Source organism: Streptomyces sp. NPDC102514, from assembly GCF_055584525.1.
On the sequence record NZ_JBVJLW010000003.1, the window covers coordinates 367,264 to 393,184 of the forward strand.

General features: G+C 72.1%; 21 protein-coding genes. 17 read left to right on the top strand and 4 right to left on the bottom strand.

Going from position 1 to position 25,921, the window contains the following annotated elements:
• The first annotated feature begins 12 nt into the window (after positions 1-12).
• The 4 genes from ACZ60E_RS09825 to ACZ60E_RS09840 all read left to right on the top strand — a co-directional run bounded on the left by ACZ60E_RS09825 (position 13) and on the right by ACZ60E_RS09840 (position 6,614).
• Positions 13-918, top strand: coding sequence for a hypothetical protein (locus ACZ60E_RS09825; protein ID WP_469439272.1), 906 nt, complete (start codon positions 13-15; stop codon positions 916-918).
• 119 nt (positions 919-1,037) lie between these two features.
• On the top strand, positions 1,038-1,481 hold the full coding sequence (locus ACZ60E_RS09830; protein WP_469439273.1) for a hypothetical protein: 444 nt from the start codon (positions 1,038-1,040) through the stop codon (positions 1,479-1,481).
• 168 nt (positions 1,482-1,649) lie between these two features.
• Complete coding sequence (locus ACZ60E_RS09835; RefSeq protein WP_469439274.1) at positions 1,650-5,567, top strand: nSTAND1 domain-containing NTPase; 3,918 nt, start codon at positions 1,650-1,652, stop codon at positions 5,565-5,567.
• A 162-nt stretch (positions 5,568-5,729) separates the two neighbouring features.
• The gene (locus ACZ60E_RS09840; protein WP_469439275.1) at positions 5,730-6,614 is read left to right on the top strand and encodes a C40 family peptidase; all 885 of its coding nucleotides are present in this window, start codon (positions 5,730-5,732) and stop codon (positions 6,612-6,614) included.
• 209 nt (positions 6,615-6,823) lie between these two features.
• Here the strand turns inward: ACZ60E_RS09840 and ACZ60E_RS09845 are convergent, their stop codons facing one another.
• On the bottom strand, positions 6,824-7,363 hold the full coding sequence (locus ACZ60E_RS09845) for an EF-hand domain-containing protein (protein WP_453791107.1): 540 nt from the start codon (positions 7,361-7,363) through the stop codon (positions 6,824-6,826).
• A gap of 282 nt (positions 7,364-7,645) precedes the next feature.
• Between ACZ60E_RS09845 and ACZ60E_RS09850 the strand changes: the two genes are divergently transcribed.
• The gene (locus ACZ60E_RS09850; RefSeq protein ID WP_469439276.1) at positions 7,646-7,990 is read left to right on the top strand and encodes a hypothetical protein; all 345 of its coding nucleotides are present in this window, start codon (positions 7,646-7,648) and stop codon (positions 7,988-7,990) included.
• Here the strand turns inward: ACZ60E_RS09850 and ACZ60E_RS09855 are convergent.
• A complete protein-coding gene (locus tag ACZ60E_RS09855; protein ID WP_469439277.1) occupies positions 7,980-8,639 on the bottom strand; it encodes a lysophospholipid acyltransferase family protein in 660 nt (219 codons plus the stop codon). The genes ACZ60E_RS09850 and ACZ60E_RS09855 overlap by 11 nt on opposite strands.
• 276 nt (positions 8,640-8,915) lie before the next feature.
• Here ACZ60E_RS09855 and ACZ60E_RS09860 point away from each other — a divergent pair, with 276 nt between their 5' ends.
• Positions 8,916-11,051, top strand: a complete 2,136-nt coding sequence (locus ACZ60E_RS09860) for a DUF4139 domain-containing protein (RefSeq protein ID WP_469439278.1) — start codon at positions 8,916-8,918, stop codon at positions 11,049-11,051.
• 8 nt (positions 11,052-11,059) lie between these two features.
• Positions 11,060-12,640, top strand: a complete 1,581-nt coding sequence (locus tag ACZ60E_RS09865) for a DUF4139 domain-containing protein (protein WP_469439279.1) — start codon at positions 11,060-11,062, stop codon at positions 12,638-12,640.
• A gap of 99 nt (positions 12,641-12,739) precedes the next feature.
• Here ACZ60E_RS09865 and ACZ60E_RS09870 read toward each other — a convergent pair whose 3' ends face one another.
• Positions 12,740-13,612, bottom strand: a complete 873-nt coding sequence (locus tag ACZ60E_RS09870) for an SDR family NAD(P)-dependent oxidoreductase (protein WP_469439280.1) — start codon at positions 13,610-13,612, stop codon at positions 12,740-12,742.
• A 58-nt stretch (positions 13,613-13,670) separates the two neighbouring features.
• Between ACZ60E_RS09870 and ACZ60E_RS09875 the strand changes: the two genes are divergently transcribed.
• Complete coding sequence (locus ACZ60E_RS09875; protein ID WP_469439281.1) at positions 13,671-14,336, top strand: TetR/AcrR family transcriptional regulator; 666 nt, start codon at positions 13,671-13,673, stop codon at positions 14,334-14,336.
• Between the two features lie 125 nt (positions 14,337-14,461).
• Here ACZ60E_RS09875 and ACZ60E_RS09880 read toward each other — a convergent pair whose 3' ends face one another.
• Positions 14,462-15,034: a TetR/AcrR family transcriptional regulator gene (locus ACZ60E_RS09880; protein WP_469439282.1), complete on the bottom strand. Its 573-nt coding sequence runs from the start codon at positions 15,032-15,034 to the stop codon at positions 14,462-14,464.
• 104 nt (positions 15,035-15,138) lie between these two features.
• Here ACZ60E_RS09880 and ACZ60E_RS09885 point away from each other — a divergent pair, with 104 nt between their 5' ends.
• The 9 genes from ACZ60E_RS09885 to ACZ60E_RS09925 all read left to right on the top strand — a co-directional run bounded on the left by ACZ60E_RS09885 (position 15,139) and on the right by ACZ60E_RS09925 (position 25,792).
• A complete protein-coding gene (locus ACZ60E_RS09885) occupies positions 15,139-16,116 on the top strand; it encodes an NADP-dependent oxidoreductase (protein ID WP_469439283.1) in 978 nt (325 codons plus the stop codon).
• A 32-nt stretch (positions 16,117-16,148) separates the two neighbouring features.
• Positions 16,149-17,270, top strand: a complete 1,122-nt coding sequence (locus tag ACZ60E_RS09890; RefSeq protein ID WP_469439284.1) for a substrate-binding domain-containing protein — start codon at positions 16,149-16,151, stop codon at positions 17,268-17,270.
• Positions 17,271-17,412: 142 nt separating this feature from the next.
• Positions 17,413-18,744 (top strand): ABC transporter substrate-binding protein, encoded by a 1,332-nt coding sequence (locus ACZ60E_RS09895; RefSeq protein ID WP_384806799.1) that lies wholly within the window; start codon positions 17,413-17,415, stop codon positions 18,742-18,744.
• Between the two features lie 26 nt (positions 18,745-18,770).
• Positions 18,771-19,757, top strand: a complete 987-nt coding sequence (locus ACZ60E_RS09900) for a carbohydrate ABC transporter permease (protein ID WP_384806802.1) — start codon at positions 18,771-18,773, stop codon at positions 19,755-19,757.
• Positions 19,754-20,617 carry a carbohydrate ABC transporter permease gene (locus ACZ60E_RS09905; RefSeq protein ID WP_384806805.1) on the top strand — a complete coding sequence of 288 codons (864 nt, stop codon included), beginning with the start codon at positions 19,754-19,756 and terminating at the stop codon, positions 20,615-20,617. The genes ACZ60E_RS09900 and ACZ60E_RS09905 overlap by 4 nt, the downstream gene beginning before the upstream one ends.
• Positions 20,614-21,645 (top strand): hydroxyacid dehydrogenase, encoded by a 1,032-nt coding sequence (locus tag ACZ60E_RS09910; protein WP_469439285.1) that lies wholly within the window; start codon positions 20,614-20,616, stop codon positions 21,643-21,645. The genes ACZ60E_RS09905 and ACZ60E_RS09910 overlap by 4 nt, the downstream gene beginning before the upstream one ends.
• A gap of 2 nt (positions 21,646-21,647) precedes the next feature.
• The gene (locus ACZ60E_RS09915; RefSeq protein ID WP_469439660.1) at positions 21,648-23,537 is read left to right on the top strand and encodes a DUF2264 domain-containing protein; all 1,890 of its coding nucleotides are present in this window, start codon (positions 21,648-21,650) and stop codon (positions 23,535-23,537) included.
• A gap of 218 nt (positions 23,538-23,755) precedes the next feature.
• A complete protein-coding gene (locus tag ACZ60E_RS09920) occupies positions 23,756-24,373 on the top strand; it encodes a hypothetical protein (protein ID WP_384806811.1) in 618 nt (205 codons plus the stop codon).
• A gap of 405 nt (positions 24,374-24,778) precedes the next feature.
• The gene (locus ACZ60E_RS09925; protein WP_469439286.1) at positions 24,779-25,792 is read left to right on the top strand and encodes a LacI family DNA-binding transcriptional regulator; all 1,014 of its coding nucleotides are present in this window, start codon (positions 24,779-24,781) and stop codon (positions 25,790-25,792) included.
• The last annotated feature ends 129 nt before the right edge of the window (positions 25,793-25,921 follow it).

A 25,921-nucleotide genomic window follows, 5' to 3' on the forward strand; every position in this document is an offset into this window, starting at 1 on the left:
GCGGTGGTGGCGATGGCAGCGACAACCGCGACCGGTTGTACGGACGGTACCGGCGGCGACGGGAACGACGAGGGGCGCGATCGGACGCAGCGGACCACGCGGGCCCACCCCGCGGCGTTGACCTGGCAGCAGGAGGTCCGCGTCGCCGACGCGCTGCAGCGTCTGACCAAGCAGTGCATGGGCCGCCACGGTTTCACCTACTGGGAGGACCTCGGGCTGACGCTGCGGGAGAGCCGTCCGGTGCGCTTCGTCCAGGACGACGTGGCATGGGCTCGTACGTACGGGTACGGCAGCAGGATCGAAGCGAAGAGTGCGCGGGTGCGGGAGAGCAACCCCAACGGCGCCTACCGGCAGGGCCTTTCCGACTCCCGGCGCGCCGCCTTCGACGTCGCGCTGGACGGTGGCGACAGCGCCCGGATGCTGACCGCGTCGCTGCCGGGCCGCGGGGAGATCCGCAAACGTATCGGCGGCTGCACACAGGAGGCCGAGCGCACGCTCTACGGGGACCCGGCCGAATGGTTCCGCACCAGCAAGACCGCTCTGGGCCTCAGCTCCCTCTACGGGAAACAGCTCATGGAGGACCGCCGGCTCAGCGCTGCGGTACAGGCCTGGTCCCACTGCATGAAGAAGGCGGGACAGCCCTACGAGGACCCCCAGGCGGCCCGTGACGCCGTCCGGGCGGAAACCGGCCGGCTCGGTCCGGCCCACACCGACGACGCGTTCACCGGCGAGCGCGCGACCGCGGTCGCGGACGCGACCTGCGCCCGCCGGGTCTCGCTGCGGGCCGTGGCCACCGAACGCGAGGCCCATTACCTGGACCGGCTGCGCGACCGGTACGGCGAAGACATCGACGCCTACCGGCACTTCGGCCGACGGGCCTACGAACGAGCGGTGCACATCGTCCCGGAACGGGACTGACGTTCGTGCCCCGGCCCCATCCACCACGCACCGCTGCCGGATGACCGGGAGAAGTCCGGCGTACCGGCATCGGCGCACCTCCACCCTGCACCACCTACACCACAACGAGGGAGAACATCATGCGCAAGTTCACCGTCACGGCGGCGCTCCTGGGGCTCACCGCTCTGGGCCTCGCCGCCCCCACCACCTCGCAGGCCGCCGAGAGCGGCGCCGCCGGTCCTGTGTGCGACAGCAAGTGGGGTGCGCGCAACGGCAACATGTACGCCTGGGACGCCTTCGACTGTGCGGGCTCCCCCCTGATCGTCGCCTCGGGGAACAGCACCAACTGGGGTGGCGCCAACGACAGGGCCTCGTCCGTCATGAACCGCGGCTTCACCGGCAACCTGTCGATCGTCAAGTTCTACTTCCTGGAGAACTACACCGAAGGCCACACCTGCCTCTACCCGGGCGAGTTGTACGCCGACAACCTGTCCGACAACTTCTTCACCACCGGACCGACGGTGAACGACAACATCAGGTCGCACCAATGGGTGAACGGCGGCTGCGGGGCCACCCTCACCTGATCCGGCCGACGTGCACGGGCGGTCCGGGACCGACGGTCCCGGACCGCCGACGGATGGTTTCGGACGGGGGTGTTCACGCCACACCGGGGAAAGACTTGGCTGTCCCGGTCACCACGGAAGTAACCTTGGCTATCGCCGTCTCACGGCCGTACTGCCATGGGGGACACCGTGGGAGAACCGCAGCACGGACATGAATCCGATCAACAGGACGACCGGAGCCGGAGCGCGCCGACCACGCCCTCCTTCTCCGCACACCTCAGACGCCTGAGACAGGAACGCGGCCTGTCACTCACCGATCTGGCACGCCGCACGCACTACAGCAAAGGCTATCTGAGCAAGATCGAGACCGGCACGAAACGCGTGACCGTCGATGTCGCCCGCCTCTGCGACCAAGCGCTGCGCGCAGACGGCGAGTTGCTCAAACTGGTACAGCGCGCGCAGGGTGAACCGTCCCCGGACGGCCGCACCGGTGACCGGACCGGCGCGGCCGAACGCCAGTCCGGTGGAGCGTGTCCCTACCGCGGCCTGTCGGCGTTCACACGACAGGACGCGGACTGGTTCTTCGGCCGGGAACGTGCGACGGCCGCTCTGGTGGAACGCCTCTTCGAACGGGTCGGAAACGGCCCCCTGACGCTGCTCGCCCCCTCGGGCGCGGGCAAGTCGTCCGTACTCAACGCCGGTCTTGTGCCCGCTCTGCGGCGCGGCGACTTCCCGATGCTGGGCGCCGACCGGTGGCCGCTGGTGACACTCACTCCCACCTCCCGGCCGCTGGACGAGCTGCTGGAACGCATCGCGAAAGCGGTGGGTGAGGACCTCGGCGTCACCGCGGAGGAAGCCCGTCGCGACCCCGACGCGGTGCGGCACTCCTTACGCGCGAGGTCGGAGGCGCCGACTACGGCTTCCGGGGACCGGCCGCCCGCGACCTGGCGGCCGGTGGTGATCGTCGATCAGTTCGAGGAGCTCTTCACCCTCTGCTCCGACGAGAACGAGCGCCACTCCTTCGTCCGCGTGCTCAGCGCCCTGTCGACCTCCCGGCCCGCGGACGGCACATATGTCCCCGCCGTCGTGGTGCTGGGCGTGCGCGCCGACTTCACCGGCGACTGCTTGGGGCTCCCCGACCTGGTCCCGGTGTTCGCCGACGGGCTGTTCGTCCTGCCCCCGATGTCCGTGGCGGAGCTTCGCGAGTCGATCACACGCCCGGCGGAGCTCGCCGGTCTGACCCTGCAACCGGGCCTGCTCCCCCTCCTGTTGCGCGACGCCGGGCTGCGCGAGGAAGCGGGTACGGACCCGCGCGGAACGCCGCACGACGGCGGTGCGGGAGCCGACGAGACACCTTCCGGAGCGTTGCCGCTCGTCTCCCACACCCTGCTGGCCACCTGGGAACGGCGCGAGGGCGACGTGCTGACCGTCGCCGGATACCAGCGGGCCGGCGGGATCCAGGGGGCCATCGCGCGGACGGCCGAGAACGTGTTCACCCGGCTGTACCCCGCCGAGCAGAAGACGATCCGCCGCATCCTGTCCCGACTGGTGTTCGTCGCGGACGAGGCCGGGGCGACCCGCCGCCGGATGAGCAGGGATGCCTTGATGGAGCAGTTCGCCGACGCGGACGGCGCGGAAGGGGCTCTCGACGCCTTCGTGAGGGCACGGCTCATCACTCTCGACAGCGACACCGTCGAGATCGCCCACGAGGCTCTGCTGCACGCCTGGCCGCGGCTGCGCGAGTGGATCCACGCGGACCGGGCCGGACTGCTGCTGCACCAGCAACTGGCCCATGCCGCAGCCGAATGGGAACGCGAGAACCACGACCCGTCCGCCCTGTACCGCGGCACCCGGCTGGACACCGCGCGTTCCTGGGCGGACGAGACGGACGGCTGGAGCCGGCTCGGCCCGGGCGAGACGGCCTTCCTCCGGATGAGCCGGGCCGAGCAGGACACCCGCCGGAAGCAGGCCAGGCGCCAGGTCCGGCTGCGCCAGTCCCTGCTGGCCACCCTCGTCGTCCTGCTGGGACTGGCCCTGACCGCCGGAGGCGTCGCCTACCAGCAGCGTACGGGTGCCCTGGACCAGGAACGCGTCGCCCGGTCCCAGGCATTGGCCGTCCGGTCCGCCTCCCTGGCCGGGGGCCAGCCGGAGGCATCGATCCTGCTCGCCGAGCAGGCCTACCGGACCAGCGCCACCGCCGAGGCACGGGGCGCATTGCTGAGCACCCAGTCCCAGCCCTTCTCGGCGCGGCTCAACGGCCACCGGGGGCCGGTCAACTCGGTGGTCTTCGCACCGGACAACCGGGTGCTGGCGACGGGCAGTTCCGACGGCAAGGTCATGCTGTGGCGAGTGCGCGACCGCCACCCGATCGCCTCGTTCTCCGCCTCCGGGCCCGTCCGCGCGATCGCCTTCAGCCCCGACGGCCGCACGCTGGCAGCCACGTCGACGGACGGGCCGGTGAGCCTGTGGGACACCGCCGGCCGGCGCCAAAGGGCGGTCCTGCCCGACAGCACCGAAGCCGCCCGGTCCGTGGCCTTCGATCCGCGCGGGCACGTACTCGCCGTCGCGGCCCCGAACGGCACGATCTCCCTGTGGGACACCGGGCAGCCGCACCGGAGGATCGTCACACTCGCAGGGCACGAGGGGCCGGTCCACACCCTGGCCTATGCTCCCGACGGCCGGAGCCTGGTCTCCGCCGGCGCCGACCGCACCGTACGGCTGTGGGACACCGACCGCGGCCGGGCACGCGCCGTGCTGAGGGGGCACACCGACGAAGTACTGGGCGCGGCGTTCTCCCCCGACGGCCGCAGGGTCGTGTCGGGAGGCACCGACCGGACCGTGCGGCTGTGGGACGTACGCAGTGGGCGGCTCCGCGCGACGTTGTCAGGGAGCAGCGACGACATCAACGCCGTCGCCTACACGCCCGACGGTACGACCGTCGTGGGCGCGGTCGGTGACGGGACGACCAGGCTGTGGGACGTGCGCAGCAGCCGACAGACCGCCGTGCTGGTCGGCCACACCGACTACGTCATGGGGGTGGCCATGACGTCCGACGGCGCTCTGCTCGCCACGGCGGGCTTCGATCAGTCCGCCGTCCTGTGGGACCTCGAAGGCCCGGTGCTGACGGCCCGTCCGTTCACCGAGGTGTGGCAGGCCCAGTACAGCCCCGACGGGAAACTGCTGGCCACCGCCGACGCCGACCACACGGTGCGGCTGTGGGACGCGCGCAGACGCACACTCGTGGCGACCCTGAGGGGACACACCGAGACGGTCTTCTCGGTGGCCTTCGCACCCGACGGACGCACCCTCGCATCGGCGGGCTCCGACGGCGCGATCCGGCTGTGGGACGTGGCCCGGCGCAAACACCTGGCGACTCTGACCGGCCACACCGGGCAGGTCTTCTCCGTGGCCTTCGCACCGGACGGACGCACCCTGGCGTCGGCCGGTGCCGACCGCACCGTACGTCTGTGGGACGTGACCCGGCGCTCGTCCGTCGCGACACTGACCGGCCACGAGGACTTCGCCAACGATGTCGCCTTCAGCCCCGACGGCCGGACCCTGGCCAGCGCCGGCGACGACCTGACGGTACGGCTGTGGGACGTCTCCGCACACCGCCGGATCGGCACGCTCCACGGCCACACGGGGGCGGTGCGCAGCGTGACCTTCGCCCCTGGGGGCCGGACCCTGGCCAGCAGCGGGAACGACGGCACGATCCGTCTCTGGAACGTTCGTGAACGCCGCTCGGACGCGACCCTGACCGGGCACACCGGCTCCGTCCGCGGGATCGCCTTCTCCCCCGACGGCCGTACGTTCGCCAGCAGCGGCACCGACCGCACGGTTCGGCTGTGGAACGTCGCCGGGCGACGGCAGTGGGCGACGCTGACGGGGCACACCAACTCGGTGTGGAGCGTGACCTACGCCCCGGGCGGGCGCACCGTGGCCAGCAGCAGCACCGACGGCACCGTACGCCTGTGGGACCTCGACCCCGCGGCGCGGCTGGCGGAGATCTGCCGACTGCGTGCTGACATCGGGGACGACGCGCGGCGAACGCTCCTGCCCGGTGTCCCTCTCTCGGACGGCCCGGCCTGCTCGGCCCCTCCCGGGTGACGGACGACTGCCCTGTTCGGACGGGGTTTCCCGGTGTTTCCCGTTGCCCATGGGAACGGGGAGACGCCCGGACCTCGACGGGCGGGCGGTGCGGTGCACACGCTGTTGAGCGGCTGCTTCCTCGCCACGTCGTCGACGCCGACAGAATACGGGGGTTTCGGCATGGTCCGCCGAACCGGTCTCATCCGCACACTCATCCTGTTGCTGGCCTTGTTCCTCTGGACGCCGGCGGCCGTCGCCGCCGCGAGCCCTCCCGCCTCCGCCGAGCGGGAGGCCGCCGCGTGCGGCCCGCTGGCTCCCGGTGCCTCCGCGGCCGCCGAACGCGCGATCGCCGCCGCGTGCGCCGAGGTCGCGGCAGGCACCTGGTACACGTGGGGAGGCGGCCACGGCGCCCAACCCGGTGCCACCTACGGCCAGATCGACCCGACCGACCCGGACAGTGCGCACGACCCCGAGCGGCTCGGCTTCGACTGCTCGGGCCTCGTCCGTCACGCCTACGCCAGGGCCGCCGGCTCGGACATCCTCAACGGCGTCGCCAGCTCGCAGTACTACACGCACCGCGCCGCCGACCGCTTCACCGCCGCCCAGGGACTCGCCCCGCTGCTTCCGGGCGACCTGCTCGCCTGGGGCACCTCGAAGGACCTCCACCACATCGCCATCTACCTGGGCGCGGGCAAGATGGTGGAGGCCAAGGAGTCCGGTACGAAGCTCATGGTGAGCGATGTCCGCCTGAACGGCGACTACTTCGGCGCGGTCCGCGTCGAAACCGGGACGGTCACCGGTCATGTCCACCAGACCTGGGGAACCGGCGTCTGGACCAAGGCCGAACCCGCCATCGCGGCAGCCAGGGTGTACGCCTTCCCCCACTCCACCACGATCCGTGTCCAGTGCCAGAAGCACGCCGAACGGGTCACCGCCGAGGGCTACACCAACGACGCGTGGTCCTATCTGCCGGACTACAAGGCCTGGGTGACCAACATCTACATCAAGGGGCCCGCGTGGCTCGATGGGGTGCCCGAGTGCCCGACCCCGACGCCCGGGGCGTGAGCCGCTGCGCCTCGTGAACCGCGGCGACGGCGACGGGTGGTGACAAGAGTCAGCCGGTCCTCGTCGCCGTGAGGAACCCTCGGTCTGGTGCGGTTCGCCTGGGCGCGCGCGTCGGCGGGTACGCCGTGCCGCCTGGGGTACCGGCACTCGCCCGCGGGCCGGTAGTACATGGAGCCGGAACGGGTGTTGAAGCCCACCCGGCAAGGACGTCAGGCGGCGAATCGGCCGCAGAGCAGGTTGCCCGGTTCGGCGGGATCGTCGCTGATCCAGAACTGGCGCCACAGCAGCGCGAACTCCTCGCGGCTGAGGTAGCCGTCACCGTTCAGGTCGAGCAGTTCGAAGACGCCCGTCATGTTCACGGACCGTCCGTTCCAGGTCTCGACGAGGTGGCGGTGCTCCTCCGGCGAGATACGGCCGTCGCCGTCGGCGTCCACCGCGTCGAAGACGGTCTCGGCGGTCGCGGTGACATCGGCGACCATGGCGGGCAACCTGTCGACGAGCAGCAGCAGTTCGCCCAGGTCGACCGCCCCGTCGCCGTCGGTGTCCCCGACTTCCAGCAACGCGGCCCACCAGCCCATCAGCAGTGCCTCGACCCGCGCGCGCAGTTCCGTCCCGGCGCCCACGCCCGGCAGCTCGCTCCAGCGTGCGACGAGCGCCCTGAAGTCCTCCTCGCGCAGGCGGCCGTCGCCGTCCGCGTCGAATGCGGCGAACATCTCCGTGAGCTTGCGCTCCTGAAACGCACTGGCCATGAGCAGCCTCCCCAGCCACGAACCCGAAACCGAACCAGAAAGCCGAACCTCGCAACGCCCGATCACTGAAGCAGCGTTGAAAGTCCTACAAAACGGCTTACACCGGTAACTGTAGGGCGGAACGTGCCACCAGCCCCACGGGCACATGCGCCCGAACGCTCACCCGTTCGCCGCCCGTCGGCTTCGCCCGCTCCCCCAGCGTCTTCGACTGAGTACTCCGGCCCGAGTCGACTGAGTAGGTCGTCCGATGCCCTGCCGTGCGGCGGCTGCTGAACTGTCGTCATGACCAAGGACATGCCGCCTGCCCGCCCCCTGCGCTCCGCCACCCGCACCGCCGCCACCACCGGTTCGGCGCTCGCGGTCGTGATCCTCCCCCTGGTGGTCGGAGCCCTCGCCTCACGGGCGATCGGAGGTGACCCGATGGCTTCGGTCAACGCCATGATGACGGGCGGGGGAGAACGCGCCCGGCTCTCCCGCAGTCAGCTCCGCACCTACCGCGGCCGGGCGCTCTCGACAGCGCGGAACGCATGGGACCGGTCGCCTCGGTTGACCGTTCGAAAGCCGCGCCGACCCCTCCGGCCGCTCCGAAGCACTCTCGCCGAGACGGACGGATCGGTCAGGAAGTAACAGCCGCCGGTTCGAGCAGCTGACCGGCCGCGACGCGCCAGGCCGACACGACGGCCTGGTGTGTGACCGCGTTCGCCGCCTCGATCCCGGCGGGCAGGTGCAGCGGCGCGCCCACGTGGACGTGGAGGCGCGGGCGGCGGGCCGGTGCCGTCAGGACGCCCGCGATGTGCTTGGCACGGCTGCCGGACGCGACCCGGCGCGCTCCGGCCTGACCGATCGGAACGACGGGGGCGCCGGAGGCCAGGGAGAGTCGCGCGGGGCCGCTGCGGAACGATTCGGGCGCGGCTTCGGCGGCGTCCGTCCGGCGCGGAAGCCGCCCCTCGCCGTAGATGAGGACGTGGCGGCCCGCAGCCAGCGCTGCCGCGGCGGCGTCCAGGGAGTCCGCCGCCCGCGAGGTACGGCGGTGTACGGGGACATGGCCGTCGCGGTCCAGGAGGTACCGCAGGACGGGTACGCGCCACAGTCCGGCGGTGGCGAGGACGACCGGTTCGATGTCCATGGAGCGCAGGGCGGCCAGCACGATGGCGGGGTCCGCCGGCGAGGTGTGGTTGGCGACGAGGACGGCCGGCGTCTGGAGGGTGGTGACGTCGGTAGAGGTCGTCAGTCGCCCGAAGGCGGGGACGACGGCGGCGGCTAGGCGACTGAACACGCAACTCCTGCGTTCGGGCGGCGGATCGATGGTGAAGCGATCGATGGTGAAGCGACGGAATTCATCATCGTCCCGGGACCGTCCGAAGCCCTGAGTCGACGTACTCATCCGGTCCGTCGTCGCCGTACTCACCTGCGCACATGCTGACGCGCCGACCTGCTCACCGGCCGTCTCAAGACGCGTACCTCGTCAGGCGTACGCTGTCAGCCCTACGGGCACGGCCGGCCGTACGAACACAGCCGGGAACAGGGCCAGGAACACCGCCAGGGGGAGCACTTGAAGGCTGAGGCGACGCAGATCTGGGACTCGGCACTCGACTCGGTCGTGGTCTACGCGCAGGGCGCGGTCTGTCGGCGCGTCGCGCGGGGTGGTGTGCAGGCGGACGGCAGGGTGCGGATCACCGGGCTGCCGCGGACGTTGGGCCCCGGCTCCCTGGCGGCCCGCGTCGTCGGTGCCTCCGGGATGCGGGTGGTCGAGGCGCGGGTCGAGGTCGACTCCGTACCCAACGACGGTCCTGCGCCTGATGAGTTGGAGCGTGAGGTGGAGCGGCTGCACGAGGAGTGTGCGGCAGTACGGGCGCGCCGGGACCGGCAACTGGGTCTCGTCGAGGAGGTCCGAGGACTCCGTCCGTTCCCGCCCGCCCGCAAGCGCGACGACCCGCCCCGTCGCACTCCGGTCGACGCGTGGCTGGAACTGTCCGACTTCGTGGACGCGCGGCTGGCCGATCTGCACGCCCGGCTCGACGAGTCGGAGGAAGCGCTGCTCCATGCCGAGCACGACCTGAGCGTCGCGGTGGACGCCCTCGCCCGCTCCTCCACCGACGCTCCCCCGGCGCGTGTGTCGACCACGGTCTCGGCCCTGGTGACCCTCGCCCGCACACCTGACGGACAGGCCGCGGAGCGGGACCCCGAAGTGGAACTTGAGCTGGAGTACGAGGTGCCCGGAGCCGTCTGGATCCCGGCCTACCGGCTGGACCACCGCCGGGGCGACGGCAGCGGCCGGCTGGTGCTGTGCGCTTCGGTGGCCCAGCGAACCGGCGAGGTCTGGAACGCCGTACGCCTCTCCCTGGCCACCGCGGACCTTCGCCGCCGCACCGATCTGCCCAGGCTCCGTTCGATCCGGATCGGCCGTCGTCAGCCCGCTCCCACGCCGTCCGGCTGGCGGGAGCCGCCCGCGGGGCTGTCCGACCTGTTCACCGGGTACGACGTCGCGGCGCCCCGCACCGCGGCCCCGCGCACCTCGGCCCGTGGCACCCGTCCGGCCGCCGCGCGGAAGGCCGCCGTGATGCCGCCCCTGGCCGCCGGGGCCGTTCCGGAGTACGACACCGGGGCCCACGCCACAGCCTTCACCGCACCACCGCCGGCACCGGGACCGCCACCGCAGGGATACGGTTCTGCGGCGCCGGCGCCCTACCTCCCCGTGCCGCCCATGCCTCAGGCGGCCTACGGCGCCCCGCCTCCCCCGGCCCCCGGCGGCCCGCCGGCCCTCGCGGCACCCCTAGCACCCGCAGCACCCAGCAGTGCGATGCCGCGCTCTGCGATGCCGCCCGCCTCACCGCCCGCCCCACCCGTCGGCCCACCGCACCCCAGCGGCGCCGAACTCGACTACGCCGCCCTCGTCCTGGCGGGTCCCGAGGAACAGGCCGGTCGCAGAGGACTGATCTTCCCGGACTCGTCCTTCGACCCGGTGGCCACCGAGAGGCGCCGCGACGCCGAGTCCGTGGCATCGCTGCCGCTGCCCGGCCACGCCGTGCGGCCCCGTGAGTCCGCGGGCTCCTTCGACCACCGCTTCGACGCGCACGCGCGCACCGACATCCCGTCGGACGGCACCTGGCACACGGTGACCATCACCGAGATCCCGGTCGGTCTGCGAACCGAGTACCTGTGCGTGCCGTCCGTGGAAGAGACCGTCTACACGACACTGGTGCTCTCCAACGCCACCGATCAGGCGCTGCTGGCCGGACCGGTGGAGGTCACCGCCGACGACGAATTCCTCCTGACCACGGCGCTCCCGACGCTCGCTCCCGGCGGGACGCGCCGGGTGGGGCTCGGACCGGCCGAGGCGATCCGTGTCACTCGGCGTACGGAACTGCGCGAGTCGACCTCGGGGCTGCGCAACACCACCACCGTGCTCGACCACCGCGTCCACGTGGAGCTGGTCAACCGGCTGGCGCGGCCCGTCGCCGTCGAGGTCCGCGAGCGGGTACCGGTCACCTCCGACCCTGACATCCGCATCGACGAACGGGCGGACTGGACGATCCCGGAGGAGGGTGCGGGGCCCGACACCCTCGCCCCCGGCACCCGTGTCCGGCGGGTGGAGCTTCCCGCCGGAGGCTCCGCCACGCTCGACGGCGGCTACGAGATACGTATCCCGGCCGGCAAGGCCCTGGTCGACGGCAACCGCAGGAGCTGACACACCCCATGTCCACGGATGCGCAGCCGATCGCTCTGCCCGTCACCGCCGTCACCTGTCTGGAGGACCGTTCCCTCGTCGAACGCGGTGCCGTCCTCGATCTCGGGCCCGGCGTCCAGCGGCTGCGGCTCGGCCCGGTCAGCGCGCTGGCCGTCGACCGCTCGCTCCACGCCGAGCTGACCACCGAGCACCCCGCCACGGTCGTCGACGCGCGGATCGTACGCACCTGGGAGCCGCGCGGACCCGGGCCGTCCCCCGCCCACGACTCGGCGCTGCGCCGACGCGTGCACCTCCTGGAGGAGGAACAGCGCGACCTGGGCCGGGTACGCGATCGCCTCCTCGTCCGTCTCGATCTGCTGGAGCGGCTGGCCGCCGACCTGTTGCGGGAGATCGGCCGGAGCGCGGGCTCCGGTGCCGTCGACAGGCCCCGGTGGACCGGCGAACTGGACCGCGCGGACACCGGGCGCGACACGTACGGCGAGCAACTCCGTTCCACGGAGAGCAGGTTGGCGGCGGTCGGCGTCGAACTCCGCGAGGCGCGGCATGCCCTGCACCTCGCGGAGGACAGGCCCACCGAACTGGTCGGCCATGTCGAGCTGACCGTGGAGGCCGAGACCGCCGGGCCGGTCGGGTTGCGCCTGAGCCACCTCCTGCCGTGTGCGCTGTGGCGACCCGCCTACCGGGCCGTACTCGACGGCGACTCCCTGACGCTCGAAACGGATGCGATGGTCTGGCAGCGGACCGGCGAGGACTGGTCGAACGTACGCCTGACGCTGTCGACGGCCCGCTCCGCGGCGGCCACCGAGCCGCCGCACCTGGGTCAGGACAGGTTGACCCTCCGGGACCGCTCCTCGGCCGAACGCCGCACGGTCGACGTCGAGTTGAGGGAGGAGGAGATCGGGGACCTCGGCCAGGCCCCGGTGCCCGGCCAGGCCCTGGCGCTCGGCCTCCCCGGCGTCGACGACGACGGTGAGACACGGGTGTTCGGCGCCCCCGCGCCGGTGTCGGTCCCCGGCGACGGCCGCGCCCACCGGGTACCGCTCTCCTCCTTCACCACGGCGGCCGGCTCCGAGTACGCCTGCTCGCCCGAACTCTCCCCGCTGGTCGACGAGGTGGTGCGGTTCGACAACCGGTCCGGGCACGCGCTGCTCGCGGGCCCCGTCGACCTGGTCCGCGACAACGGCTTCATCGGCCGCGGGACGCTGGAGTTCGCGGCCCCCGGGGCACCCGTCGAGCTGGCCTTCGGCAGTTCCGACGACTTCCGGGTGGTCCGGCACACCGAGGAGTCCCGTACCTCGGCCGGAATGTCCCAGCGCACGGTGGTCACCCGGACGGTGCGCCTGCACCTGTCCCACTTCGCCGCCCCGGGAGACCACGACGAGCGAGTCGTCGTCCTCCGGGAGCGCGTGCCCGTCTCCGAGGTCTCGGGAGTCGAGATCCGCGTACGTACGGAAGTCTGCTCCCCCGCGCCCGACGTGCTCGACGCCGAGGGCATCGCCCGGTGGAACGTCACGGTCCCTCCCGGCGGCCGTCGCACGGTGACTCTGGTGTACGAGATCTCGGCGAGCAGCAAGGTGACGGGCATCTGAGCGGACCGGCGACCGGGCTTCTCGCGGTGGCCGGGCCCCCGGGAGCGAGTGGGACGTCGTCCTCCCTCTCCCGAGCGGTCCTCCTGTGCCGATCCGCGGTCAGGCCGTCGCCCGGTCGGGCGGGAAGGGGGCGGGGTAGGGCTCGGCAAAGTCCGCGGAACGGCTGACCTCGCGCCACTTCTGGTCCTCCTCAAGGAGTTGCCTGTCGAGCCGGATGGACCCTTCGGCCGCGTTCACACCGAGTGGCAGGTGGTCCGGGATGTCGTGGCGTTTGGCCACCCGGACCAGGATCTCGGCAGCGCGGACCGGGTCACCCGCCGGTCCTTCGGCGCTCTGGCGGACGCGGGTGTTCATGGCTCCGACCGTCTGCGCGTACGCCTCCGGGATCGCGTGGACGGCCATCGAGGAACCCGCCCAGTCGGTTCGGAAGCCACTCGGCTCGACGACGAGCACCTTGACCCCGAGCGGGGCGGTCTCGGTGCGCAGCACGCGGCTGAAGCCGTCGATCGCGAACTTCGCCGCCTGGTAGGAGGCGATTCCCGGGCTGCCTCCCACCCGGCCGCCCATGGAGGAGATCTGGACGACCAGGCCCGCCTTCTGCTCGCGCAGGATCGGCAGGGCGGCCTTGGTGACGTTGTACACGCCCCAGAAGTTCGTCTCGAACTGGGTACGGAAGTCGGCGTCCTCCGTGGTCTCGATGGGCGACACGTTGGCGTACCCGGCGTTGTTCACGAGTACGTCGATGCGGCCGAAGTGCTGTATGGCCTCGCCGAGCGCCGAGCGCGCGGCTTCGGGGTCGGTCACGTCCAGCCGGATCGGCCGTACCCGGTCGCCGAACTCCGTGACGAGGTCGGCGAGTTGCTCGGGGTCGCGGGCGGTCGCGGCGACCAGGTCGCCGGCTTCGAGTGCGGCACGGACGAGGGCGCGGCCCAGGCCGCGTGAGGAACCAGTGATGAACCAGGTCTGTTGCATGCACTTAGCAAAACACTGTTGCGCTAATAACGCAACCGCGTTCCGCTAGGATCGTGCGATGACGCCCTCGGAGTTCCAGCGCGCACGGTCACCCGAAGCCAAGCGGCTGCGCGAGGCCGCCATCCTCGACGCGGCCCGGGCCCTCGGGGCCGAGCGCGGCATCAGGCAGGTCACCCTCACGGACATCGCCGCCAGGGCCGGAATGCACAAGTCGGCGCTGCTCCGGTACTTCGAGACGCGCGAGGAGATCTTCCTGCGGCTCACCGCGGCAGGCTGGCAGGAGTGGTCGCCGGTCCTGGCCGCGAGGCTCCGGGAGATCGGGGAACCCGGTCCGGCAGCCGTGGCGCAGGCGTTCGCGGCAACCCTGGCGGAGCGCGGGATGTTCTGCGACCTGCTCGCCCAGGCACCCCTCAACCTGGAACGCAACGTCTCGGTCGACGCGGTACGCGACTTCAAGCTCGCCACACTCGCCGCCCGCGAGGACATCTTCGCCGCCCTGGACGAGCAGCTCCCCCTGCTGGACCGCGAGAGCGCCCTCGACGTGATCGCCACGGCCGTCGCGCTCGCCGGCGCGTTCTGGCAGATCGCGACACCGGGCCCGGAGATCGCCGAGCTCTACCGCAGCGATCCCCGCCTCGCCCACGCCGTCCTGGAGGTCGAGCCGCGCCTCGCCCGCATCCTCACCGCGACCATCGACGGCATGACGCCGACACCCGCCGCGTAGAGGTCCCGACCGGGTCATGAGCCTGCTCGGCCAATACCTCGACCTGCCGCGCCAACTCCCCTCGCACCGCCCGGATCAACCGCCGGCGCCCGGCGGCGCCGCGAGGGGGGCCGCATGGGCGGGGCCTACTCGCTGCCCGCGGGGAGACGGTCCGCGGTCAGACCGGTCAGGAGGAGGTCGACGAGGCGGTGGAGGCCGACGGCGGGTCGGGTGAGGCGGAAGGAGGCGATCGCCGCCAGACAGATACGCACGTCGTCCACGCCGACGTCGTCCCGGACGACGCCGGCGGCGCGGGCCCGGTCGACGAGGCGGCCCAGCGCGCGTGCCTGCTCGCGGCGGTCGGCGGCGAAGGCCGCCGCCGCCGGATGGGAGCCGAACAGGGCCTCGTTCAGCCCCCGGTCCCGCAGCCGGTGCTCGGCGAAGCGGCGGACGACACCGCTGAGCGCACGCCACGGGTCGGGATCGTCGAGGGCGGCCCGCATGTCCGCGCGGCAGGCCGCGACGTGCTCGGTGAGCGCCGCGGTGACCAGATCGGCGCGTGAGGGGAAGTGCCGGTGCACCGTGGCGACGCCCAGGCCGACCCGGCGGGCGATCTCCCGCATCGGCAGGTCGAGTCCTTCGGAGGCGAAGGAGGCGCGGGCGACCGAGAGGATGCGGAGGCGGTTGAGTTCCGCGTCCGCGCGTGTTTTCCGAGTCACTGTGCTTGCCGCGCCTCTCACTTCGACCTGATCCGGAACACCCGTTCCACCTGCATGTCTACCGTGTGCCGACGTCCGGACGGTCCGGGCGGGGAAGGTGCGTCATGCGAGCGGTACGGTTCGAGCGGTTCGGTCCCCCGGAGGTGCTCGGCGTCGGATCCGTGCCCGAGCCGCACGCGGGTCCCGGCGAGATACGGATCGCCGTCCGCACGGCGGGAGTGTCACCGGTCGACCTCGCGCTGCGGGCCGGTGACTCGCCCTCGCGTGCGGGTCTCACTCTGCCGCACGTCCCCGGGGTGGACGCCGCCGGGGTGATCGACGAGGTCGGTCCGGGCGTCACGGGCCACGCGGTCGGCGACGAGGTGTTCGGAGCGGTGGACGTCGCCCGGCTCGGCGGAGCAAGCGCGCGGTTCGCGGTGCTCGCGTTCTGGGCGGCGAAGCCGGACGCCTGGTCCTGGGACGAGGCGGGCGCCGCGGCGACGGGTGTCGAGACGGCGACCCGGGCCCTGGACCTGCTCGGCCTCACCGAAGAGCAGGACACGACACTCCTGATCGACGGGGCGTCCGGCGGCGTCGGCAGCATCGCCGTGCAGCTGGCAGTGGCACGAGGGGCGCGCGTGCTCGGGACGGGCCGTCCCGACAACCACGCCTTTCTGACCTCGCTCGGCGCGACACCGGTCACCTACGGCCCCGGCCTGGCCGAACGGGTCCGCGCCCTCGGCATCCCGCAGGTCGACCACGCCCTCGACGTGGCCGGGAAAGGCTCCCTGGAGGAACTCGTCGCGCTCACCGGCAGCCCGGGCTCCGTGGTCACGCTCGCGGACTTCACGGGTCCCGAACGCGGGGTACGGCTCTCGCTCGGCCGCTACGGAGGCCAGCCGGACGGGTGTCACGGGCTGGCGTTCGCCGCGGAGCGGGCGGCGCGGGGGCGGTTCCGCGTACCGGTCCAGGCGGTGTTCCCGGCCGACCGGGCGGCGGAGGCGCACGCGGCGGTGGCGGCTGGACCTCACCGCGGGAAGACCGTCCTCGATCTCGCGGGGCTTGCGCAACGGCATCCCGAGCCGATCGTTATGATGACCTGAATCGCTCAAACGAACATTCGGGGTGGAGCACAGTGCGGGAGCCGGTCGATCGCAGGCGTCAGCGCATTCTCGCGGCGGTCCAGGCCCGCGGGGCCGCGCGGGTCCGGGACCTCGCCGACGAGTTGCAGGTGTCGGTGGTGACGGTGCGCCGTGACGTGGAGGAGCTGACGCGCGAGGGCAGGCTGCGCCGCGGACACGGCGTCGTCCGTTCGACACTGCCCGCGCAGGAGATCCCCGCGAACGACCTGGCCCACGGCGACCGGGTGGCCGTCGTGGTGCCGGAGCGGCACTCGTACCTGACCGAGACCCTGCACGGCGCCCGCACCGCGCTGGAGGAGGCGGGGATGCGCATGGCCCTGCACATCGCCCCTCAAGTCGCGGGTGCCGAAAGGCCGTTGGTGGAGCGGGCGCTGGCCGACGGGGCCCGCGGTCTGCTGCTCGCGCCCCGCTGGCACACCCTGGCGACGGAGCTGGCCGACCACGGCTGGCTGGCCGCGCTGGAGGTGCCCACGGTGCTGATGGAGCGCCGGCCGCGACAGGGCAGCGTGGCGCACACCCTGGACTCGGTCTGCTCGGACCACTGGTACGGCGCGCACCTCGCCGTGGAACACCTGGTGGGACTCGGCCATCGGCGGATGGTGTTCGCGACCCGCGAGGACAGTCCGACGGCACGTACGCTGCGGGCCGCCTTCACGAGCATCGCCGGTACCCATCCGCTGCTGGAGGAGTGGGCGTGGGCGCTCATCTCCGAGCAGGCGGGGCGCGAGGGCCCGTACACCGCGGACGAGACGGCGGATCTGCCGCGGCTGCTGCGCCGGGTGCGGGCCACCGCGGTGGTGCTGCACAGTGACGTGGACGCGCTGATGGTCGTGCAGCGGCTGGCGGACGACGGGGTGCGGGTGCCCGAGGACTGTTCGGTCGTGGCGTACGACGACGTGGTGGCCGCGCTGGGCACGTCCCCCCTGACCGCGGTGTCCCCGCCCAAGGCGCAGGTGGGCCGGGCCGCCGCCGAACTGTTGACGCAACGCCTCCGGGAAGGCGGGCGACAACCCGCGCGCCGCGTCGAGTTGCTGCCGCGGCTGATGGTGCGCGGCTCGACACGGCGGGCGGACGGCACGGACCGTACGGACGAGGCCGCCGCCTCGGATCAGTGAACCTCGGACGAGTGAGCGTTTGAGCGTTTGTTTTTCTTCTGATCGCTCTATTGACCGTTTGGGTCGAGAGCGATGAGTATTCCCGTGTCCCGAACAGTCGTGTCCGCAGGGACGCGGACACGCAGGAGCCGCGGGAGGCGCCATGCCCGGACGACCCGATCGTCGTTCCGTGCTCGCCGCGATGGCCGCCGTACCGCTGACAGGAGCCCTGGGCGCCTGCAGCGGAGGGAACGGAGCCTCGTCGGCCGGCACGGGCCGCACCACACGCATCACCTTCTGGTCCGCCCTGCGCGGCAGCCAGGAAGTGGTCGACGCCTTCAACCGCACGCACACGAGCGTGCAGGTCGACTTCCAGCAGATCCCCTCCGGCGGGCAGGGCGGCTACGCCAAGCTGAGCAACGCCGCCCGGGCGGGCAACGCGCCCGACATCGCGACCATCGAGTACCCGCAGGTGCCGGGGTTCGCCATCGACGGGGTCGCCCGGGACATCACCGATCTCGTCAGTGACTCCCTGCGCCGAAAGCTGCTGCCGCAGGCGCTCGCGCAGACCACCTTCGAGAAGCGGGTGTTCAGCGTTCCGCTGGACGTCGAGCCCATGGTGATGCACTACCGCACCGACCTGTTCGACCGGTACGGCCTCCAAGTGGCGCGCACCTGGGACGAGTTCGCGGAGCAGGCCCGCACCGTGCGCCGCAAGGCGCCCGACCGGCGGCTCGCGCTGTTCCCCACGGACGGGATGACGCAGTTCGCGGCCTACGCCTGGCAGGCCGGCGCCCAGTGGTTCGACACCTCGAAGGGCGCCTGGAACGTCTCCCTGGCCGACGCTCCCTCCCGGCGCGTCGCGGAGTACTGGCAGCGGCTCATCGACCGGGACGACGTGTTCGTGAACGCCGTCGAGAGCCGCCAGTCCGACGCGCAGATCGGCAACGGGCTGGTCCTCACCCGGCTCAGCGGCGCCTGGGACGCGGGCGCGCAGATGAACGCGCGGCCCGGGCAGAAGGGCCAGTGGCGGATCGCCCCGCTCCCCCAGTGGGACACCGGCAGCCCCTCCGTCGGCACCCACGGCGGATCGACGTTCGCCATCACCAAGGACAGCCGCAGACCCGAGGCGGCGATGGAGTTCATCGAGTGGCAGGTCTCCCACCCCGACGCCCTGCGCGCCCGTCTCTCCAGCGGGAACAGCAGTCAGTACCCGGCCGCCCCCGGCCTGGTCTCCGTGGGCCGCAAGGCCTTCGACCGGTCGTACTACGGCGGGCAGGACATCTACCGCCTGTACGAGCAGGAGGCGGCGAAGATCGGCGACGGCTGGCTGTGGGGGCCGCGGATGAGCGCCACCCAGCGGGTCATGCAGGACTCCTTCGCCCGCGTCGGCGGCGGCCAGGGCTCGCTGACCGAGTCCCTGCGCAGTGCGCAGGAGGGCACCATGCCCGACCTCAAGGCCCTGGGCCTGTCCACCACCCAGCGCTCCACCTGAGCCGACGAGAAGGCAGGTGACACCGTATGACCACCACCGCTCAGCCCCGGGTGCCTACCGACGCGTCCCGCGTCGGCGGTCCGGCCCTCTCCGACTCCGGCCGGCGCGCCCGCCGGACCGCCGGCCGCCGCCGGTTCGGTGCGGTCGCCGTCCTCATGGGGCCGTTCTTCGTCCTGCTGACGACCGTCTTCCTGATCCCCGTCGGCACGGCCGTCTACCTCAGCTTCTACAGCGACGACCAGCCGGGGCTCGGCTTCGGCCCCGAGAACACCGTCTTCGTCGGACTGCGCAGTTACGCGGCCGTCCTGACCGACCCCACCTTCCTCGGCGGGCTCGGCACGGTCGCGCTCTACTGCCTGATCTACATCCCGCTCATGGTCGTCGGCGCGCTGGTCCTGGCCCTGCTGCTGGACTCCGGGGTGGTGCGGCTGCGCGCCTTCGCGCAACTGGGCCTGTTCCTCCCGCACGCCGTGCCCGGCATCATCGCCGCACTGATCTGGCTCTACCTGTACACCCCGGGCATCAGCCCGATCATCGACCTCTTCGCCCGCGCGGACATCACGATCGACTTCCTCGGCATCCACGCCGTCATCCCGTCCATCGTGAACATCGCCCTGTGGAGCAACCTCGGCTACAACATGGTGGTCTTCTACGCGGCCCTGCAGGCCGTGCCCCGTGAGGTGATCGAGGCCTCCGTGGTCGACGGCGCGGGACCCGTACGCACGGCGCTCCAGGTCAAGACACCGCTCGTACGGGCCTCGATCGTCATGGTGGCGATCTTCACCCTGATCTGGGCGCTCCAGCTCTTCACCGAGCCGATGCTGCTCAGCCAGTCATCCCCGATGATCAGCTCCCGCTTCTCGCCGAGCATGTACATCTACGACGCGGCCTTCACCCGCAACAACTACAGCCTGGCGGCAGCCGCCTCGGTGGTCCTGCTGGTGTGCACGATCGCGCTGTCCTACGGCGTCACCCGCTTCACCAGCCGTGCCGACGCCGAGGAGGCCCGATGAGCACCACCGACAGTTCCTTCCTGCGCCCTCGTCTGCTGGGGCGGGCCACGGTCAACGTGGTCGTGGCGGTCTCCGTCCTCTACACCCTGCTGCCCGTGCTGTGGCTGGTGCTGGCCGCGACCAAGGACCGGGACGCCCTGTTCAGCAGCGACCTGCTGTCCGTGAGCGGCTTCTCCCCCGTACGCAATCTGCAGGACCTGTTCGCGATGGACGGCGGGCTGTACGGCCGCTGGTACCTCAACAGCCTGCTGTACGCGGTCCTCGGGGCCGCGATCGGCGCGCTGCTGAGTGTGGCCTGCGGGTACGCCTTCGACAAATACCGCTTCCAGCACAAGGAGAAGCTGTTCGGCCTGGTCCTCGCGGCGGTCATGGTGCCGCAGACGGTCCTCGCGCTGCCGCTGTACCTGATGGCCTCCGAGGCCGGGTTGGTCAACACCTTCTGGGCCGTGTTCATCCCGGTGCTGTTCAATCCGTTCGGTGTCTATCTCGGCCGTATCTTCAGCCGGGGTTACGTGCCCGACGAGGTGCTGGAGGCCGCGCGGGTGGACGGGGCCGGCGAACTGACCACCTACGTACGGGTGAGTCTGCGGATGCTCGGGCCCGGCCTCATCACCGTCTTCCTCTTCCAGCTGACGGCGATCTGGAACAACTTCTTCCTGCCCATGGTGATGCTGTCCGACCAGGACCTGTATCCGGTCAGCCTCGGCCTGTACCAGTGGAACAGCTCGGCGTCCGTGTCGCCCGAGTACTACCCGGTGGTGATCATGGGATCGTTGCTCGCCGTGCTGCCCCTCATCCTCGCCTTCGTCCTGCTCCAGCGGTTCTGGCGCAGCGGGCTGACCGCCGGAGCCGTCAAGTGACCTCGCACCTCCCCGGACCGGGTTTCCGGCCCCGTGCCGCCCTGGCCATGTCCCAGGACGCCGCCGCGGCCGTCCTCGACAGCGCGTCGCTCGACGCCTTCCGTCGCGTCTGCGACCTCGCCGCTCCCCCGGTGCTGGACGATCTGTCGACGCCACGGGCGAAGTCGCTGCTGGCCGACGTCGACCTGCTGATCACCGGCTGGGGCTGCCCGGCCCTGGACGAGGAGGTGCTGCGTGCGGCGCCCCGGCTGCGGGCCGTGGTGCACACGGCGGGCAGCGTGCGCGCGCATGTCACGGACGCCTGCTGGGAGCGCGGCATCGAGGTGTCCTCCGCCGCCGCGGCCAACGCCCTGCCGGTCGCCGAGTACACCCTCGCCATGATCCTCCTCGCCGGCAAACAGATCCTGGAGCGCGCCCGCGACTTCACGGCGTCGCGGAGAAGGGACGACTGGCTGCGCACCCCGCACACCATCGGCAACTACCGCAGCACCGTCGGCATCCTCTCCGCGTCGCTGATCGGCCGCCGGGTCGTCGAGCTGCTGCGCCCGCACGACATCGGGGTACTGCTTCACGACCCGTACGTGAGTGACGCGGACGCCGCCGAACTCGGCGTGGAGCGGGTCGAGTTGGCGGAACTGTTCGCCCGCTGCGACACCGTCAGCGTGCACACCCCGCTGCTGCCCACCACCCGGGGCCTGGTCGGCCGCGCCCTGATCGACTCGATGCCGGCCGGGGCCATGCTCATCAACACCTCCCGCGGGGCCGTCATCGACCAGGAGGCGCTCACCGACGCCGTCCTGGCGGGCCGGATCCGGGCCGTGCTCGACGTCACCGACCCCGAGGTGCTGCCACCGGACCACCCCCTGTGGGACTGCGAGAACGTGCTGATCACCCCTCATCTGGCGGGTTCCCAGGGCAACGAGTGGCGGCGCCTGGCCGACCTCGCGCTCGCCGAGACCGCCCGCTGGGCGTCCGGCACCGGCTTCCTCCATCCCGTACGACGCGAAAGGCTGGCGTTCCTGGCATGAGCATCCGCATCCCCTTCGAACTCCCCCCTGAGGACCGTGCGTCGAGCCCGTACACCGGTTACACCCGTGCCCACTGGGAGGCCGTCGCGGACGGTCTGCTGGCAGCCGCGTGGCGCTGGAGCACACCGGGCCGGGCCCTGCTCGACCTGCCGGGACGGCCCTCGCGCTCGGGGGTGCGCTCCGACGGTCTGGAGGGCTTCGCCCGGACGTTCCTCGCGGCCGGTTTCCGGGTCGCGGGCGCCGGTGGCGAGGACCCGCACGGCTGGCTGGAACGCTACGCCGAGGGCCTGGCCTCGGGCACCCTCTCCCCGGGGCGCGACGACACCGAGTCCTGGCCGCTGATCCTCGACCACGACGTCCAGGGCCAGCCCATGGTCGAGTCGGCGTCGGTCGCCCTCGGTCTGCGGCTGACGGCTCCCTGGCTCTGGAAGCATCTCGACGCAGGTGTCCAGGACCGGGTCGAGGAGTGGCTGCGCGGATCGCTGCGGCACGTGCCCGCGCCGAACAACTGGTACCTCTTCCCGTACACGGTCGCCGGGTTCCTGGAGTCGGTGGGACGCGGCGACGCCGAAACCTCCGCGGTGCGCCTGCGGGCGCTGGAGCTGATGGAGGGCTGGTACCGGGGCGAGGGCTGGTACGCCGACGGGGACGGGCGCGCCTTCGACCACTACAACGGCTGGGCGCTGCACCTGTACCCGGTCCTCGACGCCCATCTAGGCGGCGACGCGGCGCTCCTCGCGCGGTACGGCGAACGGCTGCGCGAGCACCTGGACGGCTTCGGGCTGATGTTCGGCGCGGACGGGGCGCCGATGCACTTCGGCCGGTCGCTCGCCTACCGCTTCGCCGCGTCCGCCGCCGTCGGCCTGGGTTCCCTGACCGGCCACACACCGCTGACGCCCGGCGCCTCGCGCCGCCTGGTCAGCGGAAGCCTGCGGCACTTCCTCGACCGCGGGGCACTGACCGACGACGGTCTGCTGAGCCTCGGCTGGTACGGGCCGCACGACGCCACCCTCCAGACGTACTCCGGACCGGCCTCGCCCTACTGGGCGTCGAAGGCGTTCGTCTCCCTCCTCGCACCCGCCGACCACCCGCTGTGGACCGCCACGGAGGGGGCCGCGCCGGTGGAAAAGGCCGACCGGGTACTGGCCCTGGCCGCGCCCGGACTGCTCGTACAGGCGACACGCGGGGACGGGATCGTACGGCTGCACAATCACGGCAGTGACCATGTGCGGCCGCACGAGGCGGAGTCGGCCGACGGGGACGACCCGCACTACGGCCGGCAGGCCTACTCGACCCGGACCGGCCCGACCGCGTCCGGGAACATCGCCGACAACCATCTGTCGGTGGAGGTCGGCGGCCGGCGCAGTGTGCGCCGCGGGATCCACCCGCTCGGCGCGGGACACGGCGACGGCTGGGGCTGGGCGGCGTCGTGGCACCGGCCCGTCTTCACGGACGGCCCGCCGATGGTTCCGGGGCTGCGGGTGGAGAGCGTGACGGTGGTGCGGGGGCCGTACGAACTGCGGGTGCACCGCGTGGTGGGAGCGCCTCCGGGGGCCCGCCTCACCCACACCGGGTGGGCGACCGGTCCGCAGGAGCCGCTGGTCTCGGCGCTGCACGGTCTGCACGGCTGGAGTCCCGAGCCGGAGACGGTACGGGCGCCGCAGGGCACCGCGTACGTGCCGTGGGCGCAACTGCCCCGCCTGGCCGGCGAGACGGACGGCACGTCCCTGCACGTGTCCCTGGCCGCCCTCACCGGCGAACCGGGACCGGGCCCGCTCGCGGAGGCCGTCACACAGGTGGTGGCCGACGACGCAGGGGTCGAGGTGGTCTGGGCGGACGGAGGCGTACGTACGCGGGTGTCGTTCGAGCCGGTCCGGGTGACGCACGGGTGACGTCCGGGAGGAGCTGGGTCGCCGTGTGCACCGGCCGGTGCTCCCGTGCGCCGGGGTGCGTGGCCGGATTCCCTCCGCCTTCGGGGGCATGAGGCCGCACGCTGGGTATTCCTCTCCCCAAGGATGGCTCTTGCGGCGTTGGGGGGACTGGCACTGTGGCACGCCTGTCGTGGATGTCCGGTCCGCCCCGATCATCCTTCGCCCGCAGGCGGCACACCGTGCGACGGCTGCGGGACCAGGGACTCTACGGGCCCAGGTTCCGTGACGTCCTGCCCGGCCTCGCCGGTGCGGTCGTGGTCGTGTGCGCGGTGGTCGCCGGGCTGGCGATGGGGTATCGCGTGGGCGGGCCGGTCGTGCCGGTCGTCGGCGTCTCCGTGCCGGCCCTCGTCGTGGCGGTGGAGATCCGGCGCCGACGGCCCGGCGCACGCCGTCTGCGCGGGCGCTACTCCGCGGACGAGTTACGCGAACTGGACGTGCAGGGGCTCGCGTTGGCCGTCGCGCGGATGCTGCGGCGGGACGGCTGGCGGGTGCGGCTGCTGCCTGCGCCGGACCGGCCGCGGCTGTACGCGCGGGACTCGGCGGGTCGGCAGCTCGACGTGGCGTTCCGGCCGGTGGCGGAGCCGCTGCCGGACGAGGCGCTGCCCGACCCGCGCACCCGCCGTCACGCGGACGGGCCGCTCCTTCAACTGGTCGTGCACCGGGGGGTTTTCAGGGAGCGGGACATCCGGTGGGCCCAGCGCCAGGGGGACACCCGGCTCCTGGACGGCTCCGCGCTCACCCGCTGGGCGGAGGGCACACACTTCAACGAGCTGTTCACCCCGCCCCTGTGGAACTGACCCCCAACCGCGACCGCTGTCCACCCGCCCGCGCCCCGGTGGGGGCTGGCCGCGCAGTTCCCCGCGCCCCTGAAAGCCGGGACTGCGCCCCGGTCTTTCATCCCCGAGGCCGCCGACCAAAGAAACGCCGCCCCGCCTCCCGCCCCTAAGGGGCGCGGGGAACTGCGCGGCCCACCCCCACCGGCCAGCACCCGAAAACCAAGGAGCCACCCCCACCCCCTGCCGTTCGCCCTGAAGGGGGGGGGGAGGGGAACTGCGCGGCCAACCCCCACCGGCCCGCAGACACCCTCAGGGGCGCGGGGAACGGCGCAACCACCCCCCGACCCGTCTGCACGCCCGCGCAAGCAACCGGCATACTCAGGACGCGCGCACGCACCCGCGGACGCGAGAAGCAGGAGGTAGGCGATGGTGTCGACACCGGGGGCAGAGCGGGCAGAGCCCCGGAAAGTCACGATCAACGACGTCGCCAGGTCCGCCGGAGTGTCCCGGCAGACCGTGTCACGCGCACTCAACGACAAGGACGAGATCGACGGCGACACCAAACAACGCGTCCTGGACGCCGCCCGCGTCCTCGGCTACCGGCCCAGCCGGTTCGCCCGGGGCCTCGTCCGCCAGGACACCATGACCATCGGCCTGGTCATCCCCGATCTGCTCAACCCGTTCTTCACCGAGGTCGCAGCCGCCGCCCTGGAGGCCGCCCGAACCCGCGGCTGGCATGTCGTCGTGTACGACACCGCCGACCGCGCGGAGGAGGAGCGCGGCACACTCCAGGTGATCAGTTCGCAGGTGGACGCGGTGATCGGCTACTTCAGCTGTCCCGAGAGCGAACTGGAGGCCTTCACGCGCGGCATGCCGGTGGTGCTCATCGGCCGCGAGGGCAGGTCCACCCGGTTCAGCTCGATCCGGATCGACGGCCAGGAGGGCGTCCACGCAGCCGTCGCGCACCTCGTCGCGAAGGGGCACACCCGGATCGGCATGCTGGACCATCACACGCGGGCCGAGCCGAGCATCCGGCACACGTGGTTCACGACGGCCGCAGCGGCCCACGGGATCGACCCGGGCGCGGTGGTGGGCGCGGACCAGACGGCGGACGGCGGCGGCTCGGCGCTCAAGGAGCTGCTCTCCGCGCATCCCGATGTCACCGGGGTCTTCACGTTCAACGACATCATCGCGATCGGTGCCCTCCGGGAGGCCCGCAGGATCGGCAGGAGCGTCCCGCAGGATCTGGCGGTCATCGGCTTCGACGGGCTGCAGCTCGGCGCACTCGTGGAACCGCCGCTCAGCAGCGTCGCCCTCGACACGCGACGGCTGGGCGCGCTCGCCATCGAGCAGGTCGCACGGCTGCTGTCCGAGCCGCCCCCGCTCGCGATCACCGATCTGGTCGTACACGCCGAGCTGCGGCTCAGCGGGTCCGCGTGACCGTCCGCTTAACACGCCGGTGACGCGCGAGACCCGAATGTCTTGACATTGAACCGCGCCGAAGCGCAGACTTCCGACCACTTCAGCATTGCACCTCGCGACGTTACTCCGAGCTTCCCCGTGAGCGCT